We start from the raw sequence: 22,319 nt of genomic DNA on the forward strand, positions 1-22,319 counted from the left end.
TTGCCTTTGGGCCTGCCATATGTGATGCACTTTCAGCTTTGTTCAAATGGTAGGTTTTCTAGTGACGCCAGCTCAACCCCTCGACCGCACGTCCTTTGAAACCAATGGTCAGGATGAAATTGACCTCAGCCAACTGGCGCGAACCCTGTGGCGTGGAAAACTACTGATTATTTTGAGCGCCGTCGTTTGTCTTCTGATCGGCATTTGGTACGCATATTTTCAGGCGGTTCCTGTCTATACATCGAAGGCTATCGTCGCGCTTGAAAGCCGTCAGGAACAGGTGGTGGACATCGAAAGCGTGGTGACGGGACTGTCCGGGGATCAGGCAACGATTAACACAGAAGTTGAAGTTATCCGTTCACGGGGGCTCATCGAAAAGTTGGTGCTGGAACTGGACCTTTTGGCAGATCCCGAATTCAATGCCAGCCTCAGACCCAAATCAAACTTCTCGATTGGTGCCGCAGTCGGTTTCATTCGCGGTATGCTCGGCAGCCCGGTTGAGGAGCGCGTGACAGATCCGCGCGGCGAACTTGATGCGGTCATCGACAATGTCTTGAAATCCATATCAATCGCCAATGTCCGGCAAAGCTATGTGTTCAGCATTACAGCCATCACTCAGCATCCGACAAAATCTGCCAAGATCGCGAATACCCTCGCCAATCTGTACATCCTTGAACAGCTGGAAACAAAATTCAACGCCACCCAACAGGCGACAAGCTGGCTGACGGACCGTGTCGCAGAATTGCAAATCCAGCTGGAAAAATCCGAAGCAGAGGTGAAAGATTTCAACGCCAGTGCGCAATTGGTTAGTCCTGAGGCGCTAACCGGTTTGAACCGCCAGATCAAAGATCTGCGCGACAGGCTGCGTGAAACCACCGCCGTCAAAGAAGCCGCTGATGCCCGTCTTGCCGAACTGAAAGCCATCGCCCAAAGTGATGACGTTGAAGCCATCGCAAACGCTGTTAATGATCCCACGCTCAATCGTGTGTTGCAACTGATGCAAGCCAGCGGCGACAGCAATCCCGACCGCTCCGCTTTTGACGCACGACTAAACCAGGTCCTGACCCGGGCCGAGCTTGAGGCAACCCGCAGCAGCAGCCAGATCGATGCCCTGCAAAACAGCATTGCGGAACAGGAACGGCAGATCGAAGACCAATCTTCTGACCTTGTACAGCTTCAACAACTTCAGCGCGAAGCCGAAGCCAGCCGTCTGATCTATGAATTCTTCCTGAACCGGCTCAAGGAAACCAGCGTTCAGGCCGGCATCCAGCAGGCAGATAGCCGCGTCCTTTCGGATGCGGTTGTTCCTTTGTCCCCCTCCGCCCCCCGCAAATCCCTGATCCTCGCCTTGTCGATGATGCTGGGACTTATGGCCGGTTCGGGCTTTGTGTTGCTACGTGAATTTGCACAGAACACCTTCCGTGAAGCGTCGGAACTGGAAAGCCGCACAGGGTATACCGTCATCGGACAGGTGCCATCAATTCCGGCGCGTCGTCGCAAGAACGTACTTAAATACCTCACGGACAAACCGACCTCGGCTGCGGCAGAAGCAATCCGTAACCTGCGGACCTCGGTGCTGTTGTCAAACATCGACAATCCGCCCCAGATCATCATGTCTACCTCTTCCATCCCCGGTGAAGGTAAAACAACACAATCCCTCGCGCTGACGCAGAACCTTACCGGATTAGGTAAACGCGTACTGCTGATCGAAGGGGACATTCGCCGCCGTGTTTTCAGCCAGTATTTCGACATCGCAGATCAACCCGGTTTAGTCTCTGTCCTGTCCGGCAACTCCCAGCTGTCAGAAAGCGCGATCCGCATTGACGAATTGGGGGCCGACGTATTGCTTGGGGAGAAGGCCAAGACAAACGCCGCGGATATTTTCTCGTCCGAGCGCTTCGCAGAATTCCTGAACCATGCACGAGAGCTATACGATTATATTATCATCGACACCCCACCTGTTCTGGCCGTTCCAGACGCGCGGATTATCGGGAAATCGGTCGATGCCGTGATCTACACTGTCAAATGGGACAGCACATCACACCGTCAGGTACGCGAAGGGATCAGAGCCTTCGAAGACGTCAATGTCCGCATCGCCGGTCTGGTCCTTGGACAGATCAGTTCCCGTGGTATGAAGCGTTACGGGTATGGCGACAGCTACGGCGCATACAGCGCCTATTATGACAACTAAAGCCTGTTTCAAACCTGCGCGATGACCTATAAAAGACCGATGCGACCGCCGACAACTAGTCGGCCGCGCACTCCTTTTTAGGTCACGAAAACACACAGGCATAAATCCACCTTCAAATGATGACATGGATCAAAGACGCGGTTGGGCAAACCCTTTCTAACCTGCCCGACAACCCGCCGCATAATGCCGCAAAACCAGCAGAGACACCGCTCCATGACCGACACTTTTGACACCCAAAAACAACAAGCATCCGACTGGTTCCGCCAATTGCGCGACGAGATCGTGAGCGCGTTTCATGCCCTGGAAGACCGCCATGTTTCAGACGCACCGGCGGGACGGATGGAAGTGCGCAAAACCACGCGCACCGCTGATGACGGCTCCGACGCTGGTGGTGGCGAGATGAGCGTGATGCGCGGCGGGCGCGTGTTCGAAAAAGTCGGCGTCAACATCTCGACGGTTTACGGCACGCTGGGCGAACGCGCCCAAACCGCGATGGCCGCGCGAAAAGGCATTCCCGGCATGAAGGACGACCCACGGTTCTGGGCCTCCGGCATCTCTTTGGTCGCTCACATGCAAAATCCGCATTCTCCAGCCGTCCACATGAACACACGCATGTTCTGGACACCCCATGCATGGTGGTTCGGCGGCGGCGCTGACCTGAACCCCTGCATCGAATATGACGAAGATACCGCCCACTTTCACAGCAAAATGCAGGCGGCTTGCGACCCTCACGGTGCCACGCTTTATTCTGAATTGAAAAAATGGGCAGATGAGTATTTTTACATCCCCCACCGCAAACGCGCACGGGGTGTGGGCGGCATTTTCTATGATGACCGCAACACCGGTGATTGGGACGCAGATTTCCAACTGACCCAAGACGTCGGCAAAGCATTCCTGCCTGCCTTCCTGCCGTTGATTGACAAACGCCGTGACACCCCATGGGACGAGGTCGACAAAGACACGCAGCTGCGCCATCGCGGGCTCTACGCTGAATATAACCTTGTTTATGATCGGGGCACCAAATTTGGTCTTGAAACCGGTCACGACCCCGACGCGGTTTTGATGAGCCTGCCGCCGATGGCGAAGTGGTATTAAAGCTAACCGGTTCCCGGCTCTATTACATCGCTTGGGCTCAAGCGCCTAAACCCGATGATAGGGCCCACCGGCCAAAATTGATGCGGCGCGATACAACTGTTCGGACAGCATCACCCGCACCAGCATATGCGGCCAGACCATTTTGCCAAACGACAGCTTGTAATCCACGCGGGCCCGCAAATCAGGGGCGATACCATCCGCGCCACCAATCACAAAAGCCACATCGCTGCGCCCCATGTCGCGCCATCCGCCCAGACGGTTCGCAAATTCGGGCGATGTTTCGATCTTGCCGCGTTCATCCAGCGCACAGATCAGCGCGCCGGCAGGCAGGGCGCGTTCCAGCAACGCGGCCTCCGCCGCCATGCCCCCGCCCTTTTTGTCCTCAACTTCAACGACACGCGCGGGGCCAAGGCCCAAAGCCCGCCCCGTTCTGTCGAAACGTGTCAGATAATCGTCGATAAGGTCTTTTTCAGGGCCCGCCCGAAGGCGGCCAACCGCGCAAATGTGAACTTTCATTGCGCGGCCCGAAAAATCAGTTTTGCGGGGATGCGACTTCGCCGCCGTCCATCCACATCTTTTCCAGCTGATAGAACTCGCGTACTTCAGGGCGGAAAACATGTACAATCACGTCGCCTGTGTCGATCAGGACCCAGTCGCCGATATCTTTGCCTTCGATCTTCGGCGAACGACCGAAATCATCTTTGACCTTCTGTGCCAGCTTTTCCGAGATCGCTGAAACCTGACGGGTCGAACGGCCCGAGCAGATGATCATGTGATCGCCAATCTCGGTTTTGCCGCGCAGATCAATCTGCACGATGTCTTCGGCTTTGTCTTCTTCAAGAGACTCGAGGATGGCGGCCAACACAGCATTGCTTGTTGTCATGTCAGAGGTACGCGCCATCAGCGGTGCCCCCGGTTTCGCATGCACGGATGCGTCAGTATGTAGTGACAGGACATTGTCCTCCTTTGGGCGCGCCGCCTTGCCCCCGGCGCTGGGGTTTTTCATATTTTAACAACACGAACCTGACAATTCAATGACAAGGCCGCAATGTGTGGCATTCCTGCCCGTCATCCTCGCAAGCCGTCGTCATGTGGGTACGCACCCGAAGGTCTTTAACCCTCTTGATGAAATATTGCCTGCCACTTGGCGTCAATTTCCGCCAATAAATCCATATCATAGGCGCTTGGGTCATTCGCATAGCGTCCGTCCGGCGTGGCATAACCCAACGCGTCCTCTTGTGCCCGCAATGCGCTTATCTGCTGCAAATCCACACCCAACGGCGGTATTTCGCCGCGCAACCCGTCCGGCGCTGCGGTTGGAAACAGCAAGGACGAATCGTCTTGTGACAGGTTCACACAGGCGCAGCCCTGCGCAGCGGCAATCACCGCCAGCCGCGCCGACTTTGCCCTGAGGTCGCGCAGACTTATATCATCGCGCAACGGATCTGCCGTGCCGGTTCCGTAAAAATGTGTGCGGCCCTGCGCCGGATACACCATGTCACAGCCGATGAAGGCCATGATGCGCGGACGCACCTCGGCCAGCGCCCAATATCCGGTGGTAAACGCCATCGTCGCCCCCGCATGGACAAACCCGCCATAGAGGTTCTGCGCCGGCACAAAGGCATCTGCCTCAACGCACCGCTGGAAACCGGAAACGTTGCGGGGCCGGTTCTGCACTGGGAAATCTTCGGGGAACACCAGCGTGTCCCAATCGGGCCGCAGTTGCCATGCGTTGTTGATCGCGACGATCCGGTCGAACCACCCCTTTTGCCATCCGCGTGACAGCGTCGCATTGGGTCCGCTCCCCATGATTAAAACGATCTCTCCGGCCTGCGTCATATCCTGCACCCCACCCCGCCCTGCGACTGAGCTAGGCCTCGCCAGCCCACGGTCAATTCAATCCGCACCCGTCTTGTTGCGCACCGAAAGCTTGCTGTCTTCCAACATCAAAACCTCGCGCTGGGGGAAGGGAATCGAAATCTCGTTTTCCTGAAACGCATCCCACAACGCCAGAAACACATTGCCGCGAATGTTGGTCAGCCCGCCGGTCGGGTCCTTGATCCAGAAGCGCAGGATATAATCCACGCTGCTATCTCCGAACCCCACGATATGACAGACCGGCGGCTTGAACGTCAGCACCCGATCAACGCCGCTTGCCGCTGCGATGGCCAGCTTGCGCACCTGATGCGGATCATCACCGTACGCCGTGCCAAAATGGATATCCAGCCGTACAAAATCATCCGAATGCGACCAGTTGACCACCTGCCCCGTGATCAGATCCTCGTTCGGGATCAGGTATTCCTTACCGTCGCGTGTCACCACCGACGCGTATCGTGCGCCCAGTGTTTGAATCCAGCCAAAGGTCTCGCCCAGCGAAATCACATCCCCCGGTTTGATCGACTTATCCAGCAGGATGATCACGCCGGACACAAGGTTCGACACCACCTTTTGCAGACCAAAACCAAGGCCGACACCAATCGCACCCGACAGCACCGCAAGACCGGTCAGATCAATGCCAACCGCTTTGACGCCCATGTAAAACGCTACACCATACAAGGCGAGCTGCACACCTTTGACCGCCAAGACCTGCATGGACGGGCTGATGTCCTGATTCTTGCGAATGGTGCTGGCCGTCGCCCGACTGGCGAAGCGCGCCATCATCAACAAGACACCGATCACCACCAGCGCCGTGATCAACGTTAGGATGGATAGCCTGAATTCGCCCAGCTCCAGCGCAACATTGTCCAGAAATCCGGCGACATCATCGGACAGGTTTAACAAATATAGCGTGGCATAGACCCACAAGGACCACCGCACGATGCGCCGCAGAAACCTGTCGTGCACCAGTTGCGCGGCAAATGCCGTGCCCACCAGCACTGCGGCTAACGTCGCCGCCAAACCAATCAGATAGGATCGTGACGGCCATGTGATATTCTGCATGACGAAATAGGTGCAGCCGGCCAGTATGGCAAAAATGATCAGCCCAAGGCGTTGTTTAAGCTGTACGATGAAACGCAATTGCCATTTCGCCCAGCCCTCGCGCGAACGAACATAGCTTTCCAGAAGCTGCACGCAACGCCCGTGCATCGCCCATGACAGCAAGGCCAAACCGACAACAATTAACACCTGATTTTGCCGCCACCCCGGGGCCATCACCCCCATGAGGAACGACTGGGCAGACAACCAGATGCCTTCCAGCGTGGCAATGAAATCCGCAAAAGGGTCGGTTAGATCGTTCATGCACACACCTCTCCTTCAGAAAAGTCGCAGAAGCGGCCAACCCGTGCAACCCTCTCTACATTTAGCGGGGATGGCTCAAACGACCAGCGCTTGCAGGGACGCAGGCGGAGGTGTATCCACCCCGATATGAGACGGATCATCAATATCGGCGACCGCGCCCGCCTGCGCGAACGTTTCTTCGGGGCCACCAATACGGTGCTGGCCCGACTATAAGCCTGCGCAGAAGAATACCTGTGCCGTTCGGTACAGCTCGAAGCCTGACAGCCACGAAAACCATTAAATACGGGAGTGGACCTATGTCCCCCAAAACGCTTTACGATAAAATCTGGGATGCGCATCTCGCGCATGAAGCCGAAGACGGCACCTGCCTTTTGTACATCGACCGCCATCTGGTGCACGAAGTGACCAGCCCGCAGGCCTTTGAAGGTCTGCGCATGACGAACCGCACAGTGCGTGCGCCGGACAAAACAATTGCCGTGCCGGATCACAACGTGCCGACCACGCTGGACCGCGCCAATGCCGCGACCATGACCGAAGACAGCCGCATTCAGGTCGAAGCACTCGACAAGAACGCCAAGGATTTCGGCATCCACTACTATCCTGTGTCCGATGTCCGTCAGGGCATTGTGCACATCGTTGGCCCTGAACAGGGCTGGACATTGCCGGGCATGACAGTGGTTTGCGGCGACAGCCATACCGCGACCCACGGCGCATTCGGCGCGCTGGCCCACGGCATCGGCACATCCGAAGTCGAGCACGTTCTGGCCACGCAAACGCTGATCCAGAAGAAATCCAAAAACATGAAGGTCGAGATCACCGGCAAACTGCGCCCCGGTGTCACAGCCAAGGACATCACCATGTCCGTGATCGGCGTGACCGGCACGGCGGGCGGCACCGGCTTTGTCATCGAATATTGCGGCGAAGCGATCCGCGATCTGTCGATGGAAGGGCGCATGACCGTCTGTAACATGGCGATTGAAGGCGGCGCACGCGCAGGCCTGATCGCACCTGACGAAAAGACATATGAATACTGCATGGGCCGCCCCCACGCGCCGAAAGGTGCCCAGTGGGAAGCTGCATTGGACTGGTGGAAAACCCTCTATTCCGACGACGATGCCGCTTGGGACGAAGTGATCACAATCAAGGGCGAAGACATCGCACCTGTTGTGACCTGGGGCACCTCACCCGAGGACGTGCTGCCAATTACCGCAAACGTCCCGTCTGCCTCCGACTTCAAAGGAGGCAAGGTTGAAGCGGCGCAGCGTTCGCTTGAGTATATGGGCCTGACATCGGGCACACCTTTGTCCGACGTCGAAATCGACACCGTATTCATCGGCTCTTGCACAAACGGTCGCATCGAAGATCTGCGCGCAGCCGCAGCAATCCTGAAGGGCAAAAAGAAAAAGGACGGCATTCGCGCGATGGTCGTCCCTGGTTCCGGCCTTGTCCGGGCACAAGCCGAAGAAGAAGGTCTTGCAGACATCTTTATCGAAGCAGGTTTCGAATGGCGCCTTGCAGGCTGTTCCATGTGTCTGGCGATGAACCCCGACCAATTGTCAGCGGGCGAGCGCTGTGCCGCGACCTCCAACCGCAATTTCGAGGGCCGTCAGGGTCGGGGCGGACGCACCCACCTGATGTCACCCGCGATGGCGGCAGCGGCAGCGGTCACCGGTAAACTCACGGACGTGCGGGACTTGATGTGATATCTGGCACGCGACTGCACCGGCTAACTGGATTAGCTGGCCTTGGACAACTCGCTGCCGGATTTCAGCACTTCGCTGCCGTCATCTTGTTCGATCTTATAGGCCGGTTCGTCTTCACTGGCATCTCGGGTTACTTCGGTGCCCGAGATTTCCAGCGTAATTTTTCGGGTATATTTCTTCACGATCTTACCCGTACCGGTGCCGTTACCCCAGTTCCATTCAACTTTCGTGCCTTCGCGATATGACATGATAAACTCTCTTTTATGTGCAGTGTCACCACCAAAACCATCCCAAGTATCGATGGGTTCCGACACGGCACAGGTCAAAGGACAAATCCTATGAACAAATTCGACAAACTCACCGGCATCGCAGCACCTATGCCCCTGATCAACATCGACACAGATATGATCATTCCCAAGCAGTTCCTCAAAACCATCAAGCGCTCCGGCCTTGGGGTGAACCTGTTTGACGAGATGCGCTATGACGACGACCGCAACGAGATCCCTGACTTCGTGTTGAACAAACCGCAGTACCGCGAAGCGCAGATTCTTGTGGCTGGCGACAACTTCGGCTGTGGTTCCTCGCGCGAACACGCCCCTTGGGCCATCGCTGATTTTGGCATCACCTGCGTCATCGCACCCAGCTATGCCGACATCTTCTATAACAACTGCTTCAAGAACGGCATCTTGCCCATCACCTTGCCGCAGGAACAGGTCGACGTACTGATGAAGGACGCCGAAAAAGGGGCCAACGCGCGGATGGACATCGATCTTGAAGCGCAGACCGTCACTACCTCCGATGGCGAAGTGTTTTCCTTCGAACTCGATTCCTTCAAAAAGCATTGTCTGATGAACGGGTTGGATGACATCGGCCTGACAATGGAAAAAGCGGCCTCCATTGACGCGTTTGAAGCGACTGCATCCCAAAGCCGTCCTTGGGTGTAAACAATTCTTGGCAGTTAACTGCTAAGCCAATACACGCCTTATACGAGACTTGTGGGTGCCTCACTGGCACCCACAACATCTTGCGGATGCCGTAATTTTGCCCGCAAATAGATGCAAGAACGCACCACCCTGACCATCAAATCGCCCAACCGTTTAAGGATCGTTAACCAGTGACTTGAGCAACAAGGCGAAAGAAGGCACAAATTGGGCAGAAATGAGGCAGGCTCCCACTTCCCTGGGGGCGACAAGTTGGGACAAGACCGCGGCATGTATCGCGTCTGGCCAGTTTGGAAGGGTAAAGTAGTGATTGGACGAATGACAGGCGCGGCAACGCGTGGCCTGATAGTGGCCCTATTGATCGCGACACCGGCGCTTTTGCTGCCGGGCGTGGCCAGCGATTCCACACAAATCACCGTACTTGTGGCCTTCCTCGCGGCCTTCCTGACCTTCGTTGAATATAACTCCAGCTTTCCAAGCATCGTTGAATTCCGCGATGCCCCGCCATTCAACCGCCTGCGCTTCGCTTCCCTTGCTGTGACCGTTTTGTTGCTGAGCCTGATCCTGAAGGGCCAGACTGAATCCTCCTTGCTGACATCGGGCCTTACATCCTTGGGCCTCATCATCGGCAACGCCAGCGACTTTCCCTTTTCTCCCGTGCGTTTGGTGGTGCTGATGCTGCCCGCCGACGCGGACGCCGCTCTGGTATCTTCGGTACGCACCGCCGCGGGGATTGCCTATTTCGTATCGCTCATTGCCATGACAGCCTTCTTTGTGCTGGTCCGTGTGATGGGCTGGCCTGCACGTCAGGGCGCTTTCAACGTTTGGGTGAATTTGCCGCTGTTTGATCCGACCACTGGCGGTGATGTGGTCGAACGGCTTCAGCGTGACGCCCGCATCAATATCGTTTTGGGCTTCTTGCTGCCCTTCGTGATCCCTGCGGTGGTCAAAGCCACGGCTGATCTGATAGACCCGATCTCATTGCAGAACCCGCAAACCGTCATTTGGACACTCAGCGCATGGGCCTTTCTTCCCGCAAGCATGATCATGCGCGGCATCGCAATGGGCCGCGTCGCCGAGATGATCGGAGAAAAACGTCGCCGCACCTATGCCAGCGCCGAAGCCGAGGATGGTTTCCAAGCGGCCTGATTGCGCTTTGCCTTTGCTTGCTTTCATCAATATCTGCAGCCGACACCCTACGCGTCGCGACATATAACACAGAGCTGTCGCGCAAGGGGCCTGGCCTGTTATTGCGCGACCTCGCGGCCCGCAAAGACCCCCAACTTCTGGCTGCACTGACTGTGATCGCCAACGCCAAAGCAGATGTCATTGCCCTGCAAGGCATCGATTATGATCTGCAAAACCTCGCGCTTGCTGCTTTGGCCGACACGCTGGGCTACCCCCATTTCTTTGCAGCGCCGCCCAATGCCGGCCTGATGACCCCGCTTGATCTGGATGACAACGGCCGCTTGGGCGAAGCCGCAGATGCACAGGGCTATGGCCGGTTCTTCGGTCAGGGCAGCATGGCGATACTGTCGCAACACCCGATCCTTACCGATGAGGTACAGGATTTCTCGACGCTGTTGTGGCGCGATCTGCCCATGGCCCTATTGCCGCAAGCCGATGGCAAACCCTTTCCAAGCGCCGAAGCACACGCAATCCAGCGCCTGTCGTCCCATGGGCATTGGGCGGTCCCTATCCAGCATCCGACCATGGGCCGCGTCACGATCCTGACCTATCATGCTACCCCACCCGTCTTTGACGGACCGGAGGATCGCAACGGCAAGCGCAACCATGATGAAACAGCGTTCTGGAGCCGCTATCTTGATGGTGCCTTCGGCACAGTGCCAGAAGACAGGTTTGTACTGATGGGGGATGCGAACCTTGATCCGAACACCGGTGACGGGATCGGACGTGCGATCGACAGCCTGCTTTCCGATCCCCGCCTACAGGACCCTTTGCCGATGCAGCCTACGGTGACCTTTAGCCAAACCGGACCGATGCGCGTGGATTATGTTTTGCCCTCCGCCGACTGGCGCATTACAGCGGGGCAGGTCACCCCGGCGATCCCGGATGCCAGCCGCCATTCATTGGTCTGGGTTGACCTTGCGCGCTAGGTGTTCTTGACCCTTTCGCCCCATCACGCTACGCCCCGATAAACATATTTTCTCAAGGAGCGTCCCATGGCCAACCCATCCCTTCTTATCCTTGCCGGTGACGGCATCGGCCCCGAGGTCATGGGCCAGGTGACCCGCATCATCGACTGGTTCGGTGCCAAGCGCGATCTGCCTTTTGACGTTGAACACGATCTTGTCGGCGGTGCCGCCTATGACGAACACGGCACCCCCCTGCACGACGATACGATGGCGCGCGCGTTGGAAGTCGACGCTGTGCTGCTCGGTGCCGTGGGCGGCCCGAAATACGACGACCTTGATTTCAGCGTAAAGCCGGAGCGCGGCTTGCTGCGCCTGCGCAAGGAAATGGATCTGTTCTCCAACCTGCGCCCCGCTCAATGCTTTGACGCGCTGGCGGATTTCTCATCGCTGAAACCTGAACTGGTGGCCGGTCTGGACATCATGATCGTACGCGAACTGACATCCGGTGTGTACTTCGGTGAACCGCGCGGCATCATCGAAGAGGGCAACGAACGCGTGGGTATCAACACCCAGCGCTATACCGAGTCCGAGATTGACCGCGTTGCACGTTCGGCGTTTGAACTGGCCCGTCGTCGCGGCAACAAGGTTTGTTCGATGGAAAAAGCCAACGTCATGGAATCCGGCATCCTGTGGCGCGAAGTCGTGCAAAAGGTCCACGACGAAGATTACCCCGATGTCGAACTGTCGCACATGTATGCCGACAACGGCGCGATGCAGCTGGTGCGCGCGCCCAAACAGTTTGACGTGATCGTCACCGACAACCTGTTCGGCGATATCCTTTCTGATTGCGCCGCGATGCTGACCGGTTCGCTGGGCATGCTGCCATCCGCGTCACTGGGCGCACCAAACGCAGAGGGCCGTCCGAAAGCGATGTACGAACCCGTGCACGGTTCGGCACCCGACATCACCGGACAGGGCAAGGCGAACCCGATCGCCTGTATCCTCAGCTTTGCCATGGCGCTGCGCTATTCCTTCGATCAAGGCGAAGAAGCCACACGTCTGGAAAAAGCTGTCGAGAAAGTGCTTGCGGACGGGGCACGCACCGCGGACCTGATGGGCCCCGAAGGGGGCACACCAATCAGTACCACGGAAATGGGTGATCTGATCCTAGGGGCGCTCGACGCCAGCCTGTAAAGATCACGCTGCGTAAGACACTCAACAGCCCGTAGGTCTTCCCTATCTACGGGCTGTTTGCGTTAACAGGATGGCTTGACATACCCCCCTGATTTTCCGCAGGATCGCGCTTCGCAAACGGAGGCACCCCATGACCCATATCCTTGCCATTGACCAAGGCACGACATCATCTCGTGCATTGGTTTTTGATGCAGACATCAAGGTTGCCGCCACCGCGCAACAGGAATTCCCACAGCATTTTCCGCACAGTGGCTGGGTCGAACATGATCCGCAAAACCTTTGGGACACTACGGTGCAAACCTGCCGCGACGCAATTGCCAAGGCTGGTCTGAACGCTTCCGACATCACTGCCATCGGCATCACCAACCAGCGTGAAACAACCGTGGTTTGGGACGCCGTTACGGGCGAGGCGATCTATAACGCCATCGTCTGGCAGGACCGCCGGACCGCTGATTACTGCCGGTCCTTACGCGATGCCGGCCATGACGCGATGATCACCGCCAAAACCGGACTGCTGGCCGATCCCTATTTTTCTGGCACCAAGCTCAAGTGGGTTCTGGACAACGTCGAAGGGGCCCGTGCGCGCGCCAAAAAGGGTGAATTGCTGTTCGGCACCGTCGACAGCTTCCTGATCTGGAAGCTGACCAATGGTGCCGCACATGTCACCGACGCCACCAATGCCGCGCGTACGCTGCTGTATGACATTCACAATGGCCGGTGGAGCCAGACCATTTGCAATCTCTTCGACATCCCTATGCAGATGCTGCCCGAAGTCAAAGACTGCGCCGCTGATTTCGGTGTCACCGCGCCCGAACACATCGGGGCTGCCTTGCCGATCCTTGGCGTTGCGGGTGACCAACAGGCGGCGACCATCGGGCAGGCCTGTTTCAAGCCGGGTATGTTAAAATCAACATACGGCACAGGGTGTTTTGCCCTGCTTAATACCGGTGACACGCCGGTCAAATCGACCAACCGCCTGCTGACCACCATTGCCTATCAACTGGACGGGAAGCCGACCTATGCGCTGGAAGGGTCGATTTTTGTGGCTGGTGCTGTGGTTCAATGGCTGCGCGACGGGTTGCAGATCATCGGCAGCGCTGCCGAAACCCAAGACCTCGCCGCCAACGCCGATCCGCAACAGAACGTCATCATCGTGCCCGCCTTTACGGGCCTTGGCGCGCCCTATTGGAATGCGGAATGTCGCGGTGCAGTCTACGGGTTGTCGCGCAATTCCGGCCCTGCCGAATTTGCCCGCGCAGCGCTGGAAAGTGTCGGTTTCCAGACCCGCGATTTGTTGGAAGCCATGCGCGCCGACTGGCAAGGCCACGGTGCCGATGCCACTTTGCGCGTCGACGGCGGCATGTCGGCCAGTAATCCCGCGATGCAGTTCCTTGCCGATATCATCGACGCGCCGGTTGACCGCCCGCAGGTCCTGGAAACGACGGCGATGGGGGCCGCATGGCTCGCGGGGCAGCGGGCAGGACTGTACCCTGACATGCAAGGCTTTGCCGACAACTGGGCCATCGAAAGAACCTTTACCCCCGACATGGGCCCCGACCTGCGCAAGCAGCGTTATGACGCATGGCAACGCGCCGTAAAGGCAACAATGACGGTCTAAACAGCCCCTGATTAGGCTGTGCCAAAGCAAGGCTGCGCGATTGGGTTCTTGATCGCAAACCGGAATCTGTAAGGCTGGCGCAAACGGAATTCATATCGCTGATACAGCGATAAGAGGGTGCGCGCATGTCGGTTGAAACGATAGATACTCTTGTTGTTGGCGGTGGTCAGGCCGGCATCGCGATGAGCGAGCATCTCGGCAATGCGGGCATCTCGCATCTTGTGCTGGAACGTGCCCGCATCGCCGAACGCTGGCGCAGCGAACGCTGGGATTCACTGGTGGCCAATGGCCCTGCGTGGCACGACCGCTTTCCGAATATGGAATTTTCCAAGGACGGGCCGGACGATTTCCCGTCAAAACACAACGTTGTGGAATATTTGGAAAGCTACGCCGCCATGATCAATGCGCCGATCCGATGCGGCGTTGAGGTGACCGAAGTACGCGAGAAAACGGGCGGGCCCGGTTTTATTGTGACGACCAGCGCGGGCCAGATTGAGGCACTGAATGTTGTCGCGGCAACCGGTCCGTTCCAGCGCCCCGCCATCCCGCCAGTCATCCCTGCCGACGCGGATGTGGTTCAGATGCATTCGACCGCCTATCGCAATCCTGATCAATTGGTCAAAGGCGCTGTGCTGGTGGTCGGGGCCGGATCGTCCGGCGGGCAGATTGCCGATGAATTGCTGCGCGCGGGCCGTCAGGTGTATCTGTCGGTGGGCCCGCATGACCGCCCGCCCCGCAGCTATCGCGGGCGCGACTTTGTCTGGTGGCTGGGTGTACTGGGTAATTGGGACGCCGCCGCCATGACGCCAGGTACCGAACATGTCACCATCTCTGTCAGCGGCGCGCATGGCGGGCAGACGGTGGATTTCAGGCGCTATGGCGCGCGCGGCATGACGCTGGTTGGCATGACCGACCGGTATGAAAACGGCATCCTGCATTTCGCCAAAGATGTGGCCGAAAACATCGCCCATGGTGACGCGAACTACCTGTCCGTGCTGGACGAGGCTGACGCCTATATCACCCAGCAAGGCTTGGACCTGCCCGAAGAACCGCAGGCGCGTGACTTGGCCCCCGATCCCGATTGCGTGCTAAACCCGATCCTTGAGCTGGACCTTGCCAAGGCCGGTATCACAACGGTCATCTGGGCCACGGGGTTTACCGTCGATTACAGCTGGCTGAAACAGGACGTGTTTGATGCAACGGGCCGACCAATCCACCAACGCGGCGTGACCGCCGCACCTGGTGTTTACTTTCTGGGCTTGCCCTGGCAATCGCGGCGCGGCTCTGCGTTTATCTGGGGGGTCTGGCATGATGCCAGATATCTTGCCGACCAGATTGCCATTCAACGCGCCTATCGCGACTATCACCCCTCAGCGCAGCCCCAAAGCTAGGACAACCCGACCATGGCCCATACCCGCATCCGCAAATTCAACACATCTGATACATATCCCGAACAGAACCTCGAGAATGATCTGTGTCAGGCGGTTGTGACCGAAGGCGGTAAAACCGTTTATCTGCGCGGCCAGTGCCCGCAGGACCTTGATACCGCAGAAAACATCACCAGCCATGATCCGGTTGAGCAGACGCATAAGGTGATGCAGAACATCCGCCAGCTGATCGAAGAAGCGGGCGGCGAGATGGCGCATCTGGTCAAGGTCGTTGTCTATATCACCGATGTGCGCCACCGCGAGGCTGTGTATCGCACCATGGGCGAGTACATCAAAGGGGTGCATCCTGTTTCAACTGGGCTGGTGGTCCAAGCGCTGGCGCGGCCCGAGTGGCTGGTTGAAATCGACGGCACGGCGGTGATCCCCGCATGACATTTTCACTTGTTGCCCGCTGCGCTGAGACAGGGATGTTTGGCGTTGCGATATCGTCCTCCTCGCCCGCTGTCGCTGCCCGCTGTTCCTATACCCGCGCCGGCGTTGGCGCAGTGGCGAGCCAGAACATCACCGATCCGACGTTGGGACCTTTGGCGCTGGACCTGATGCAGAACGGCATGAGCGCAGCGCAGGCCGTGCAAGAGGTACGCGCGCAGGGCCGCTTTATCGATTATCGTCAGGTGCTGGCGATTGATGCGCAGGGCACTACGGCGATCCATTCTGGGCCCAATTCGCTGGGCATCTGGACAGACGCCGCAGGGCTAAACGTGATCTGTGCAGGGAACCTGCTGGCGAATGATGCTGTGCCGCAAGCGGTCGTCGACAGGTTTGAAGCGGCCACCGGCCATTTGGGCGACCGGTTGATTGCGTCTATGCGGGCAGGCCTTGCGGCCGGGGGTGAGTCGGGGCCGGTTCATTCGGCGGGGCTGCAACTGTGTGACAAGGTGGCGTGGCCTGTGGCCGACCTGCGCTGTGACTGGACCGACGCCTGCCCGATCGAAACTGTCGCAACCGCATGGGAAGTCTATAAACCGCAGCTTGACGCCTATGTTCAACGCGCCCTCGACCCGCGCGAAGCCCCGTCTTATGGCGTGCCGGGCGACGATTGACCCTCTGCGCTTGATCCCGGTGCCCGTTCAGGCGTAGCACTGCATATGCCCTTACGATTTACCTTTCGGCAGTTGGAATATCTGGTCGCCGTAGGTGAGGCGGGCACTATCGCTATGGCATCGCAGCGGATCAATGTCTCCTCTCCCTCTATCTCTGCCGCGATCAGCCAGCTGGAGGCAGAGTTCGGCACTTTGCTGTTCGTGCGTCACCACGCGCAGGGACTAACCCTGACACCGGGCGGCCAACGGATTTTCAACGAGGCAAAGCGCATTCTCGACAGGGCCGCCGCACTGAACGATCTGGCGAGCGACATTTCCGATCTTGCCCGCGGACCGATTTCAATTGGGGCGCTTTCAACCGTCGCGCCCTTGGTCAGCGCCGCATTCAGGCAGTCCTTTGAACACGCCTTTCCCGATGCGGATGTGACGCTAAGAGAAGGCCATCAGGTTGATCTGTTACGCATGTTGGGACGTGCAGAGATTGACGTGGCAATCACCTATGATCTCGAAATCCCGAAAGACATCTCGTTCGATCCGCTGATCTCCCTGCCGCCTTTTGTGATGCTGCCCCAATCGCACGCATTGGCAGACCGCACAGCACTCAGCCTGCATGATCTGCGCGGCGAACCGATGATCCTGTTGGATATGCCATTAAGTCGCGATTATTTCCTGTCGATGTTTCATGCGGCAGGCGTGCGTCCTGTCATTGCAGAACGCACATCCGATATCTGGGTGGCGCGCAGTCTGGTGGCGAACGGGTTCGGCTTTGGTCTGGTGAACGTCCCTACCAAGCTGACGCAAGCGCCCGATGGTGAACCGCTTGTGTTCCTGCCTTTGACGGGGGATCACCGCGCGATGGTACTCGGGCTGGCAACCAAGCGTTCCGCACACCGGTCCCGGATCCTCACTGCATTTTATGAACACGTTCAGAACCGTATGGCGCAAAACGGGTTGCCGGGGATGACATCCGGTTAGACGCCCGCGATCAGGCGGACCAACAACGCATCAAGCATCGCGTCACATTTTGCCAGCTGGTCAAGACCGATAAATTCGTCCGGCTTATGCCCCTGCGCCATTGATCCCGGGCCACAAACAACTGTCGGGATATCCAGCACTGAGGAAAACAACCCGCCCTCGGTGCCAAAGGCAACTTTGGTCGTGCTGTTCGATCCTGTCAGGGATTTGACAAACCCCACCACCTGCGCATCGGGCGCGGTCCCCAAGGGCGGATAGGTGTTGCTCACCTGAACCCGAATATCCGCGTCGGGAAAATTGTTTCGCAAAGGAGAAAGCAATGCCACAGCCTGCGCTTCGATCTGTGCCATGATCGCTTTCGGGTCATCCTCCGGCAGGTTCCTGATTTCGAAGACGAAGGCGCAGGTGTTGGGAACGATGTTCAACGCAACGCCGCCGTCGATCTTTCCCACATGTAGCGTGGTATAAGGCACATCATAAGCGTCATCCTGCCGGCTGTTTTCGGCAATGCCCGTTTGCAGGTCGCGGATCACGTTGATCATATCCACTGCCATATGGATGGCGTTCAGGGCCGTCGGGGCAAGCGCGGAATGGGCCTCGCGCCCGGTACAGGTAACGCGCGCTGCGGTCTTGCCTTTGTGGCCTGTCGCAACGGCCATCATGGTCGGTTCCCCCACAATGCAGAACATCGGACGAAACGGGGCCACGCGCAGCATGTCGATCATTGAGCGCACGCCGACACAGCCGATTTCCTCATCATAGGACAGCGCGATGTGCAGCGGCGTTTGCAGCTCTGCCTGTGCGGCATGCGAGGCGATGCGCAGCGTGCTGGCAACGAACCCCTTCATATCGGTGGTGCCGCGCCCGAACACCTTGCCTTTGCCCTGTGTCAGCTCAAATGGCGGTACGGTCCAGTTTTGTCCCTGCACAGGCACAACGTCTGTATGACCCGACAGCAACACGCCGGGGCGATCCTGCGGACCGATCGTGGCATAAAGGTTCGCTTTCTTGCCGCTTGTATCCTCGATGATCTGAACCGATGCACCAAGGTCGCGCAGGACATCGGCGCAATACTCGATCAAGGCCCGATTGGGATCAGCACTAATTGTCGGAAACGCGATGAGATGCTGAAGATGTTCAAGGGTCGTCATGACGGGCTCTTTCGCTTTTGGACTGCGTAGCAAATTAGCTGCATTTGGCCAGTCGTCCCTGTGGATGTGATGGTTAGTATGCGCCTAACCAAGGCTTTCGCACAGGGTCCTTGCCCCGTATTGCGCAAACTTGTTGAACTGGATGGGGATGTAACCCGCGCGGCGGGTTTTGTGCTATTGGGGATCAGCGACATGAAAAGAGACAGCCGGTATGACGTCTTGTTTGAACCGGTGGCAATCGGGCCGGTCACGGCGAAAAACCGGTTTTATCAGGTGCCCCATTGCAACGGTGGCGGTTACCGTGATCCTTCGGCTGTCGCAGAAATGCGCGGGATCAAGGCGCAGGGCGGTTGGGGCGTGATCTTTACCGAGCAATGCGAGATGCACCACACATCCGAAATCGCGCCGTTCATCGAATTGCGCCTTTGGGACGATAAAGACATCCCGATGATCGCCAAGATGGCCGACCGGATGAAAGAGCACGGGGCGCTTGCGGGAATTCAGTTGGCCTATTCCGGGATCAACGGGCCGAACCTGTACACCAAGGAAGTGCCGCTTGCACCTTCTGCCATGCCCATTCGCACCTTTACCAATGATCCCGTGCAGGCCCGCGCCTTGGACAAGCAGGACATCAAGAACCTGCGCCGTTGGTTTGTGAACGCCGCCATACGCTCACGTACGGCTGGATTTGATCTGATCTGTCTTTATGGAGCACATGGGTTTGGCATCTTTCAGCACTTCCTGTCCACAGCGACCAATCACCGTACGGATGAGTATGGCGGAAGCCTTGAAAACCGCGCGCGGTTCGTGCGCGAGGTTGTCGAAGATGTCCGCGAGGCCGTCGGGGATACCATGGGCCTGACCCTGCGCCTGTCTTTGGACGAGATGATTGGCGATCTGGGGTTTGCGAATTCCGAGGTGCGTGATTTTGTCGAAATGCACAAAGACCTGCCCGATCTTTGGGATCTCGCACATGGTGCATGGGAGGATTGTTCAGGGCCATCCCGATTTAGGGAAGAGGCCGCACAGTTTGATCTGGTCACAGGGATCAAATCGCTCACCTCGAAACCGGTTGTCGGGGTCGGACGGTTCACCAGTCCTGATGTGATGGTCAAACAAATCACCTCTGGCACGCTGGATTTCATCGGCTGTGCGCGGCCCTCGATTGCAGACCCCTTTCTGCCCAAAAAGGTGCAAGAGGGGCGCATCGACGACATCCGCGAATGCATCGGCTGCAACATCTGCATCACCGGCGATATGACGATGTCGATCAGCCGCTGCACCCAGAACCCGACGTTTATGGAAGAATGGCGCAAGGGCTGGCACCCCGAACAGATGAACAGCAAGGGCGAAACCGCAAACGTGTTGATCGTTGGCGCGGGGCCGGCAGGGCTTGAGGCCGCACGTGCCTGTGCCGAACGGGGATATGACGTGGCCTTGGCCGAGGCCGGCGAGATGCTGGGTGGGCGCGTCACGCGCGAACGCAAACTGCCGGGACTTTCCGCATGGGGCCGTGTCGCCGATTACCGGACCTATCAATTGTCACAGAAGGCGAATGTAGAAACCTACCTCGCCTCGAAACTCGACGCGGCACAGATTTTGGAGTTCGGGTTCGAAAACATCTGTATCGCTACCGGATCACACTGGCGTGCCGATGGCGTATCGCGCCAGCATGTCGTGCCCATGCCGATGAATGCGGCGATGCCTGTCTTTACCCCGGATGACCTGATGGCGGGGCGGCTCCCCAGCGGCAAGGTCACGGTTTATGATGACGATCACTACTACATGGGCGGCGTGCTGGCAGAGCTTTTGGTCCAAAAGGGATGCGACGTGACGCTGGTAACGCCCAGCGCCTATGTCTCGGATTGGACCAACAACACGCTGGAACAGGCAGAAATTCACAAGCGGCTGGTGCTGATGGGCGTCGACATTCAACTGAACCGTGGCGTTGTTGCGGTGGGTGATGGATCGCTGAGCACCAATTGCACCTATACTGGGCTGACCCGCGAACAACCGGCGGATGCTGTGGTTATGGTCGCCTCCAGACGCTCGGATGATGGCCTGTACAAAGATTTAAAAGCGCGCGCGGCGGAATGGCAGGATGCTGGCATCAAATCGGTGCGCTTGATCGGTGACGCAAATGCGCCCGGCCCGATCGCATGGGCGACCTATGCCGGTCATCGCTTTGCGCGGGAACTGGATGGCGAAGACATTGGCGATGCCCTGCCTTTCCGGCGCGAAATCGCAGAACTGGCGGCAGATTGATGACCAACCCAACCCCCCGTTTCGATGGATTTCCATCAGACCCTGACAGCTTGAACCGTATTCTGGAGTGGACGCGAACACGCATTCTGCAAGGGCCCGATCCGCGCAACGGTGCGCAAACACCGGCGGCACTGGACGCCAAAATTGGCGGCTCGATCACCGCTGACGGGATGGACCCACAGGCGGCTTTTGCCCTGTTTTCCGACGTGATCGTTCCCTCAACGCGGCCTTTCAATCATCCGACCAGCCTTGCGTTCGTGGCAGCGGCACCCACCCCTGCGTCACTGGCGTTTGATGCAGCCCTCGGCGCGGCAGAGATTTTTGCCGGCAACTGGGACGGAGGATCGGGGGCCATCCATGCCGAGAACCAGACCCTTGCGTGGCTCGCCGGGCTGGCCGGTTGGTCAAAGGATGCAGGCGGTGTGTTTGTGTCGGGCGGCACGATGGGCAACCTGTCCGCGCTGCATGCGGCGCGAATGGCATGGGTGAATGCGGGTAAACCACGGCCCGACAGGTTTCGCATCCTGTGCAGCGAACAGGCCCACAGCAGCATCGAAGCCGTGGCACAGGTCATGGACGCCGAGGTGGTGAAGGTTTCCTCCGACGCAACAGGTCGGATCATTCCCGCCAAAGCCCAAGAGGCATTGGCCGATACATCCGGTGTGTTCGCGATCGTTGCCAATGCCGGCGCGACCAACTGCGGTGCGGTGGATGACCTGCGCGCCCTTGCGGAACTCGCGACGCAACACAGCCTTTGGCTGCATGTGGACGGCGCTTATGGCCTTGCCGCGATGGCCGATCCTGCGCTGCGCCAACAATTTGACGGTATCGAACGCGCGGACAGTTTCATCGTTGATCCGCACAAGTGGTTCTTTGCCCCCTATGACAGCTGCGCCTTGGTATACCGCGACCCGATCAAGGGCGCGCAAGCGCATGGGCAAAAGGGCGTCTATCTTGATACGCTGGATCAGGCCGCATGGAACCCGTCCGATTATGCGTTGCACCTGACGCGGCGCGCGCGGGGGTTGCCCTTGTGGTTCTCGCTTGTGACCTATGGCACTCTTGCCTATGGCGCGGCGATTGCCAAAACCTGCGAGATTGCCCAGCAGATCGCGGACGGCATCGACAATATGGACGGGCTGGAGTTGATCCTGGGACCGCAACTTACCGTGATCCTGTTTCGCCCCCACACCATGTCAGCCGCTGATCTGGATTACTGGGCCGAAGCGCAACGGCGCAGCGGCGCGTTGTTATGTTTGCCCACCACCTGGCGCGGGCAAAAGGTGCTGCGCATCTGTGTGGTGAACCCTGAAACGGACCCCGACTATGTTTTGGAGGTTCTGGAAACGCTGACCTGAA

20 protein-coding genes are annotated in these 22,319 nt (G+C 58.1%); 14 read left to right on the forward strand and 6 right to left on the reverse strand.

Annotated elements, in window-relative coordinates; translation table 11 throughout:
• The first annotated feature begins 46 nt into the window (after window positions 1-46).
• Both Z947_RS0102160 and hemF read left to right on the forward strand, forming a co-directional pair.
• Window positions 47-2,191 carry a GumC family protein gene (locus Z947_RS0102160; protein ID WP_025042667.1) on the forward strand — a complete coding sequence of 715 codons (2,145 nt, stop codon included), beginning with the start codon at window positions 47-49 and terminating at the stop codon, window positions 2,189-2,191.
• A gap of 213 nt (window positions 2,192-2,404) precedes the next feature.
• Window positions 2,405-3,286, forward strand: coding sequence for an oxygen-dependent coproporphyrinogen oxidase (gene hemF / locus Z947_RS0102165; protein WP_025042668.1), 882 nt, complete (start codon window positions 2,405-2,407; stop codon window positions 3,284-3,286).
• Between the two features lie 45 nt (window positions 3,287-3,331).
• On the opposite strand, the gene rlmH is transcribed toward hemF, so the two are convergent.
• The 4 genes from rlmH to Z947_RS0102185 all read right to left on the reverse strand — a co-directional run bounded on the left by rlmH (window position 3,332) and on the right by Z947_RS0102185 (window position 6,526).
• The gene (gene rlmH / locus Z947_RS0102170; protein WP_025042669.1) at window positions 3,332-3,802 is read right to left on the reverse strand and encodes a 23S rRNA (pseudouridine(1915)-N(3))-methyltransferase RlmH; all 471 of its coding nucleotides are present in this window, start codon (window positions 3,800-3,802) and stop codon (window positions 3,332-3,334) included.
• Between the two features lie 16 nt (window positions 3,803-3,818).
• A complete protein-coding gene (gene rsfS / locus Z947_RS0102175) occupies window positions 3,819-4,292 on the reverse strand; it encodes a ribosome silencing factor (RefSeq protein ID WP_179453253.1) in 474 nt (157 codons plus the stop codon).
• A 107-nt stretch (window positions 4,293-4,399) separates the two neighbouring features.
• A complete protein-coding gene (locus Z947_RS0102180; protein ID WP_025042671.1) occupies window positions 4,400-5,125 on the reverse strand; it encodes a hypothetical protein in 726 nt (241 codons plus the stop codon).
• Window positions 5,126-5,182: 57 nt separating this feature from the next.
• Complete coding sequence (locus tag Z947_RS0102185) at window positions 5,183-6,526, reverse strand: mechanosensitive ion channel family protein (RefSeq protein WP_025042672.1); 1,344 nt, start codon at window positions 6,524-6,526, stop codon at window positions 5,183-5,185.
• 296 nt (window positions 6,527-6,822) lie between these two features.
• Here Z947_RS0102185 and leuC point away from each other — a divergent pair, with 296 nt between their 5' ends.
• Window positions 6,823-8,229, forward strand: coding sequence for a 3-isopropylmalate dehydratase large subunit (gene leuC / locus Z947_RS0102190; protein WP_025042673.1), 1,407 nt, complete (start codon window positions 6,823-6,825; stop codon window positions 8,227-8,229).
• Between the two features lie 32 nt (window positions 8,230-8,261).
• On the opposite strand, the gene Z947_RS0102195 is transcribed toward leuC, so the two are convergent.
• On the reverse strand, window positions 8,262-8,477 hold the full coding sequence (locus tag Z947_RS0102195; protein ID WP_025042674.1) for a hypervirulence associated TUDOR domain-containing protein: 216 nt from the start codon (window positions 8,475-8,477) through the stop codon (window positions 8,262-8,264).
• Between the two features lie 90 nt (window positions 8,478-8,567).
• Here Z947_RS0102195 and leuD point away from each other — a divergent pair, with 90 nt between their 5' ends.
• The 9 genes from leuD (at window position 8,568) to Z947_RS0102240 (ending at window position 17,544) form a co-directional block, all read left to right on the forward strand.
• Window positions 8,568-9,173: a 3-isopropylmalate dehydratase small subunit gene (leuD, locus tag Z947_RS0102200; RefSeq protein ID WP_025042675.1), complete on the forward strand. Its 606-nt coding sequence runs from the start codon at window positions 8,568-8,570 to the stop codon at window positions 9,171-9,173.
• Window positions 9,174-9,476: 303 nt separating this feature from the next.
• Window positions 9,477-10,319 carry a hypothetical protein gene (locus tag Z947_RS0102205; RefSeq protein ID WP_025042676.1) on the forward strand — a complete coding sequence of 281 codons (843 nt, stop codon included), beginning with the start codon at window positions 9,477-9,479 and terminating at the stop codon, window positions 10,317-10,319.
• The gene (locus Z947_RS0102210; protein WP_179453262.1) at window positions 10,316-11,287 is read left to right on the forward strand and encodes an endonuclease/exonuclease/phosphatase family protein; all 972 of its coding nucleotides are present in this window, start codon (window positions 10,316-10,318) and stop codon (window positions 11,285-11,287) included. Before Z947_RS0102205 ends, Z947_RS0102210 begins: the two co-directional genes overlap by 4 nt.
• Window positions 11,288-11,353: 66 nt before the next feature.
• A complete protein-coding gene (gene leuB / locus Z947_RS0102215) occupies window positions 11,354-12,460 on the forward strand; it encodes a 3-isopropylmalate dehydrogenase (protein ID WP_025042678.1) in 1,107 nt (368 codons plus the stop codon).
• Window positions 12,461-12,590: 130 nt separating this feature from the next.
• Window positions 12,591-14,078: a glycerol kinase GlpK gene (glpK, locus tag Z947_RS0102220; RefSeq protein WP_025042679.1), complete on the forward strand. Its 1,488-nt coding sequence runs from the start codon at window positions 12,591-12,593 to the stop codon at window positions 14,076-14,078.
• A gap of 125 nt (window positions 14,079-14,203) precedes the next feature.
• Complete coding sequence (locus Z947_RS0102225) at window positions 14,204-15,469, forward strand: flavin-containing monooxygenase (protein ID WP_025042680.1); 1,266 nt, start codon at window positions 14,204-14,206, stop codon at window positions 15,467-15,469.
• Window positions 15,470-15,481: 12 nt separating this feature from the next.
• Window positions 15,482-15,898 (forward strand): RidA family protein, encoded by a 417-nt coding sequence (locus Z947_RS0102230; RefSeq protein WP_025042681.1) that lies wholly within the window; start codon window positions 15,482-15,484, stop codon window positions 15,896-15,898.
• Window positions 15,895-16,569 carry a DUF1028 domain-containing protein gene (locus Z947_RS0102235; protein WP_025042682.1) on the forward strand — a complete coding sequence of 225 codons (675 nt, stop codon included), beginning with the start codon at window positions 15,895-15,897 and terminating at the stop codon, window positions 16,567-16,569. Before Z947_RS0102230 ends, Z947_RS0102235 begins: the two co-directional genes overlap by 4 nt.
• Window positions 16,570-16,614: 45 nt before the next feature.
• The gene (locus Z947_RS0102240) at window positions 16,615-17,544 is read left to right on the forward strand and encodes a LysR substrate-binding domain-containing protein (RefSeq protein ID WP_025042683.1); all 930 of its coding nucleotides are present in this window, start codon (window positions 16,615-16,617) and stop codon (window positions 17,542-17,544) included.
• Here Z947_RS0102240 and argE read toward each other — a convergent pair.
• Complete coding sequence (gene argE, locus Z947_RS0102245; RefSeq protein WP_025042684.1) at window positions 17,541-18,695, reverse strand: acetylornithine deacetylase; 1,155 nt, start codon at window positions 18,693-18,695, stop codon at window positions 17,541-17,543. The genes Z947_RS0102240 and argE overlap by 4 nt on opposite strands.
• A gap of 192 nt (window positions 18,696-18,887) precedes the next feature.
• Between argE and Z947_RS0102250 the strand changes: the two genes are divergently transcribed.
• Window positions 18,888-20,960: an oxidoreductase gene (locus Z947_RS0102250; protein WP_037939059.1), complete on the forward strand. Its 2,073-nt coding sequence runs from the start codon at window positions 18,888-18,890 to the stop codon at window positions 20,958-20,960.
• On the forward strand, window positions 20,960-22,318 hold the full coding sequence (locus Z947_RS0102255) for a pyridoxal phosphate-dependent decarboxylase family protein (RefSeq protein ID WP_025042686.1): 1,359 nt from the start codon (window positions 20,960-20,962) through the stop codon (window positions 22,316-22,318). Before Z947_RS0102250 ends, Z947_RS0102255 begins: the two co-directional genes overlap by 1 nt.
• The last annotated feature ends 1 nt before the right edge of the window (window position 22,319 follow it).

Source organism: Sulfitobacter geojensis, from assembly GCF_000622325.1.
Taxonomy (GTDB): Bacteria; Pseudomonadota; Alphaproteobacteria; order Rhodobacterales; family Rhodobacteraceae; genus Sulfitobacter; species Sulfitobacter geojensis.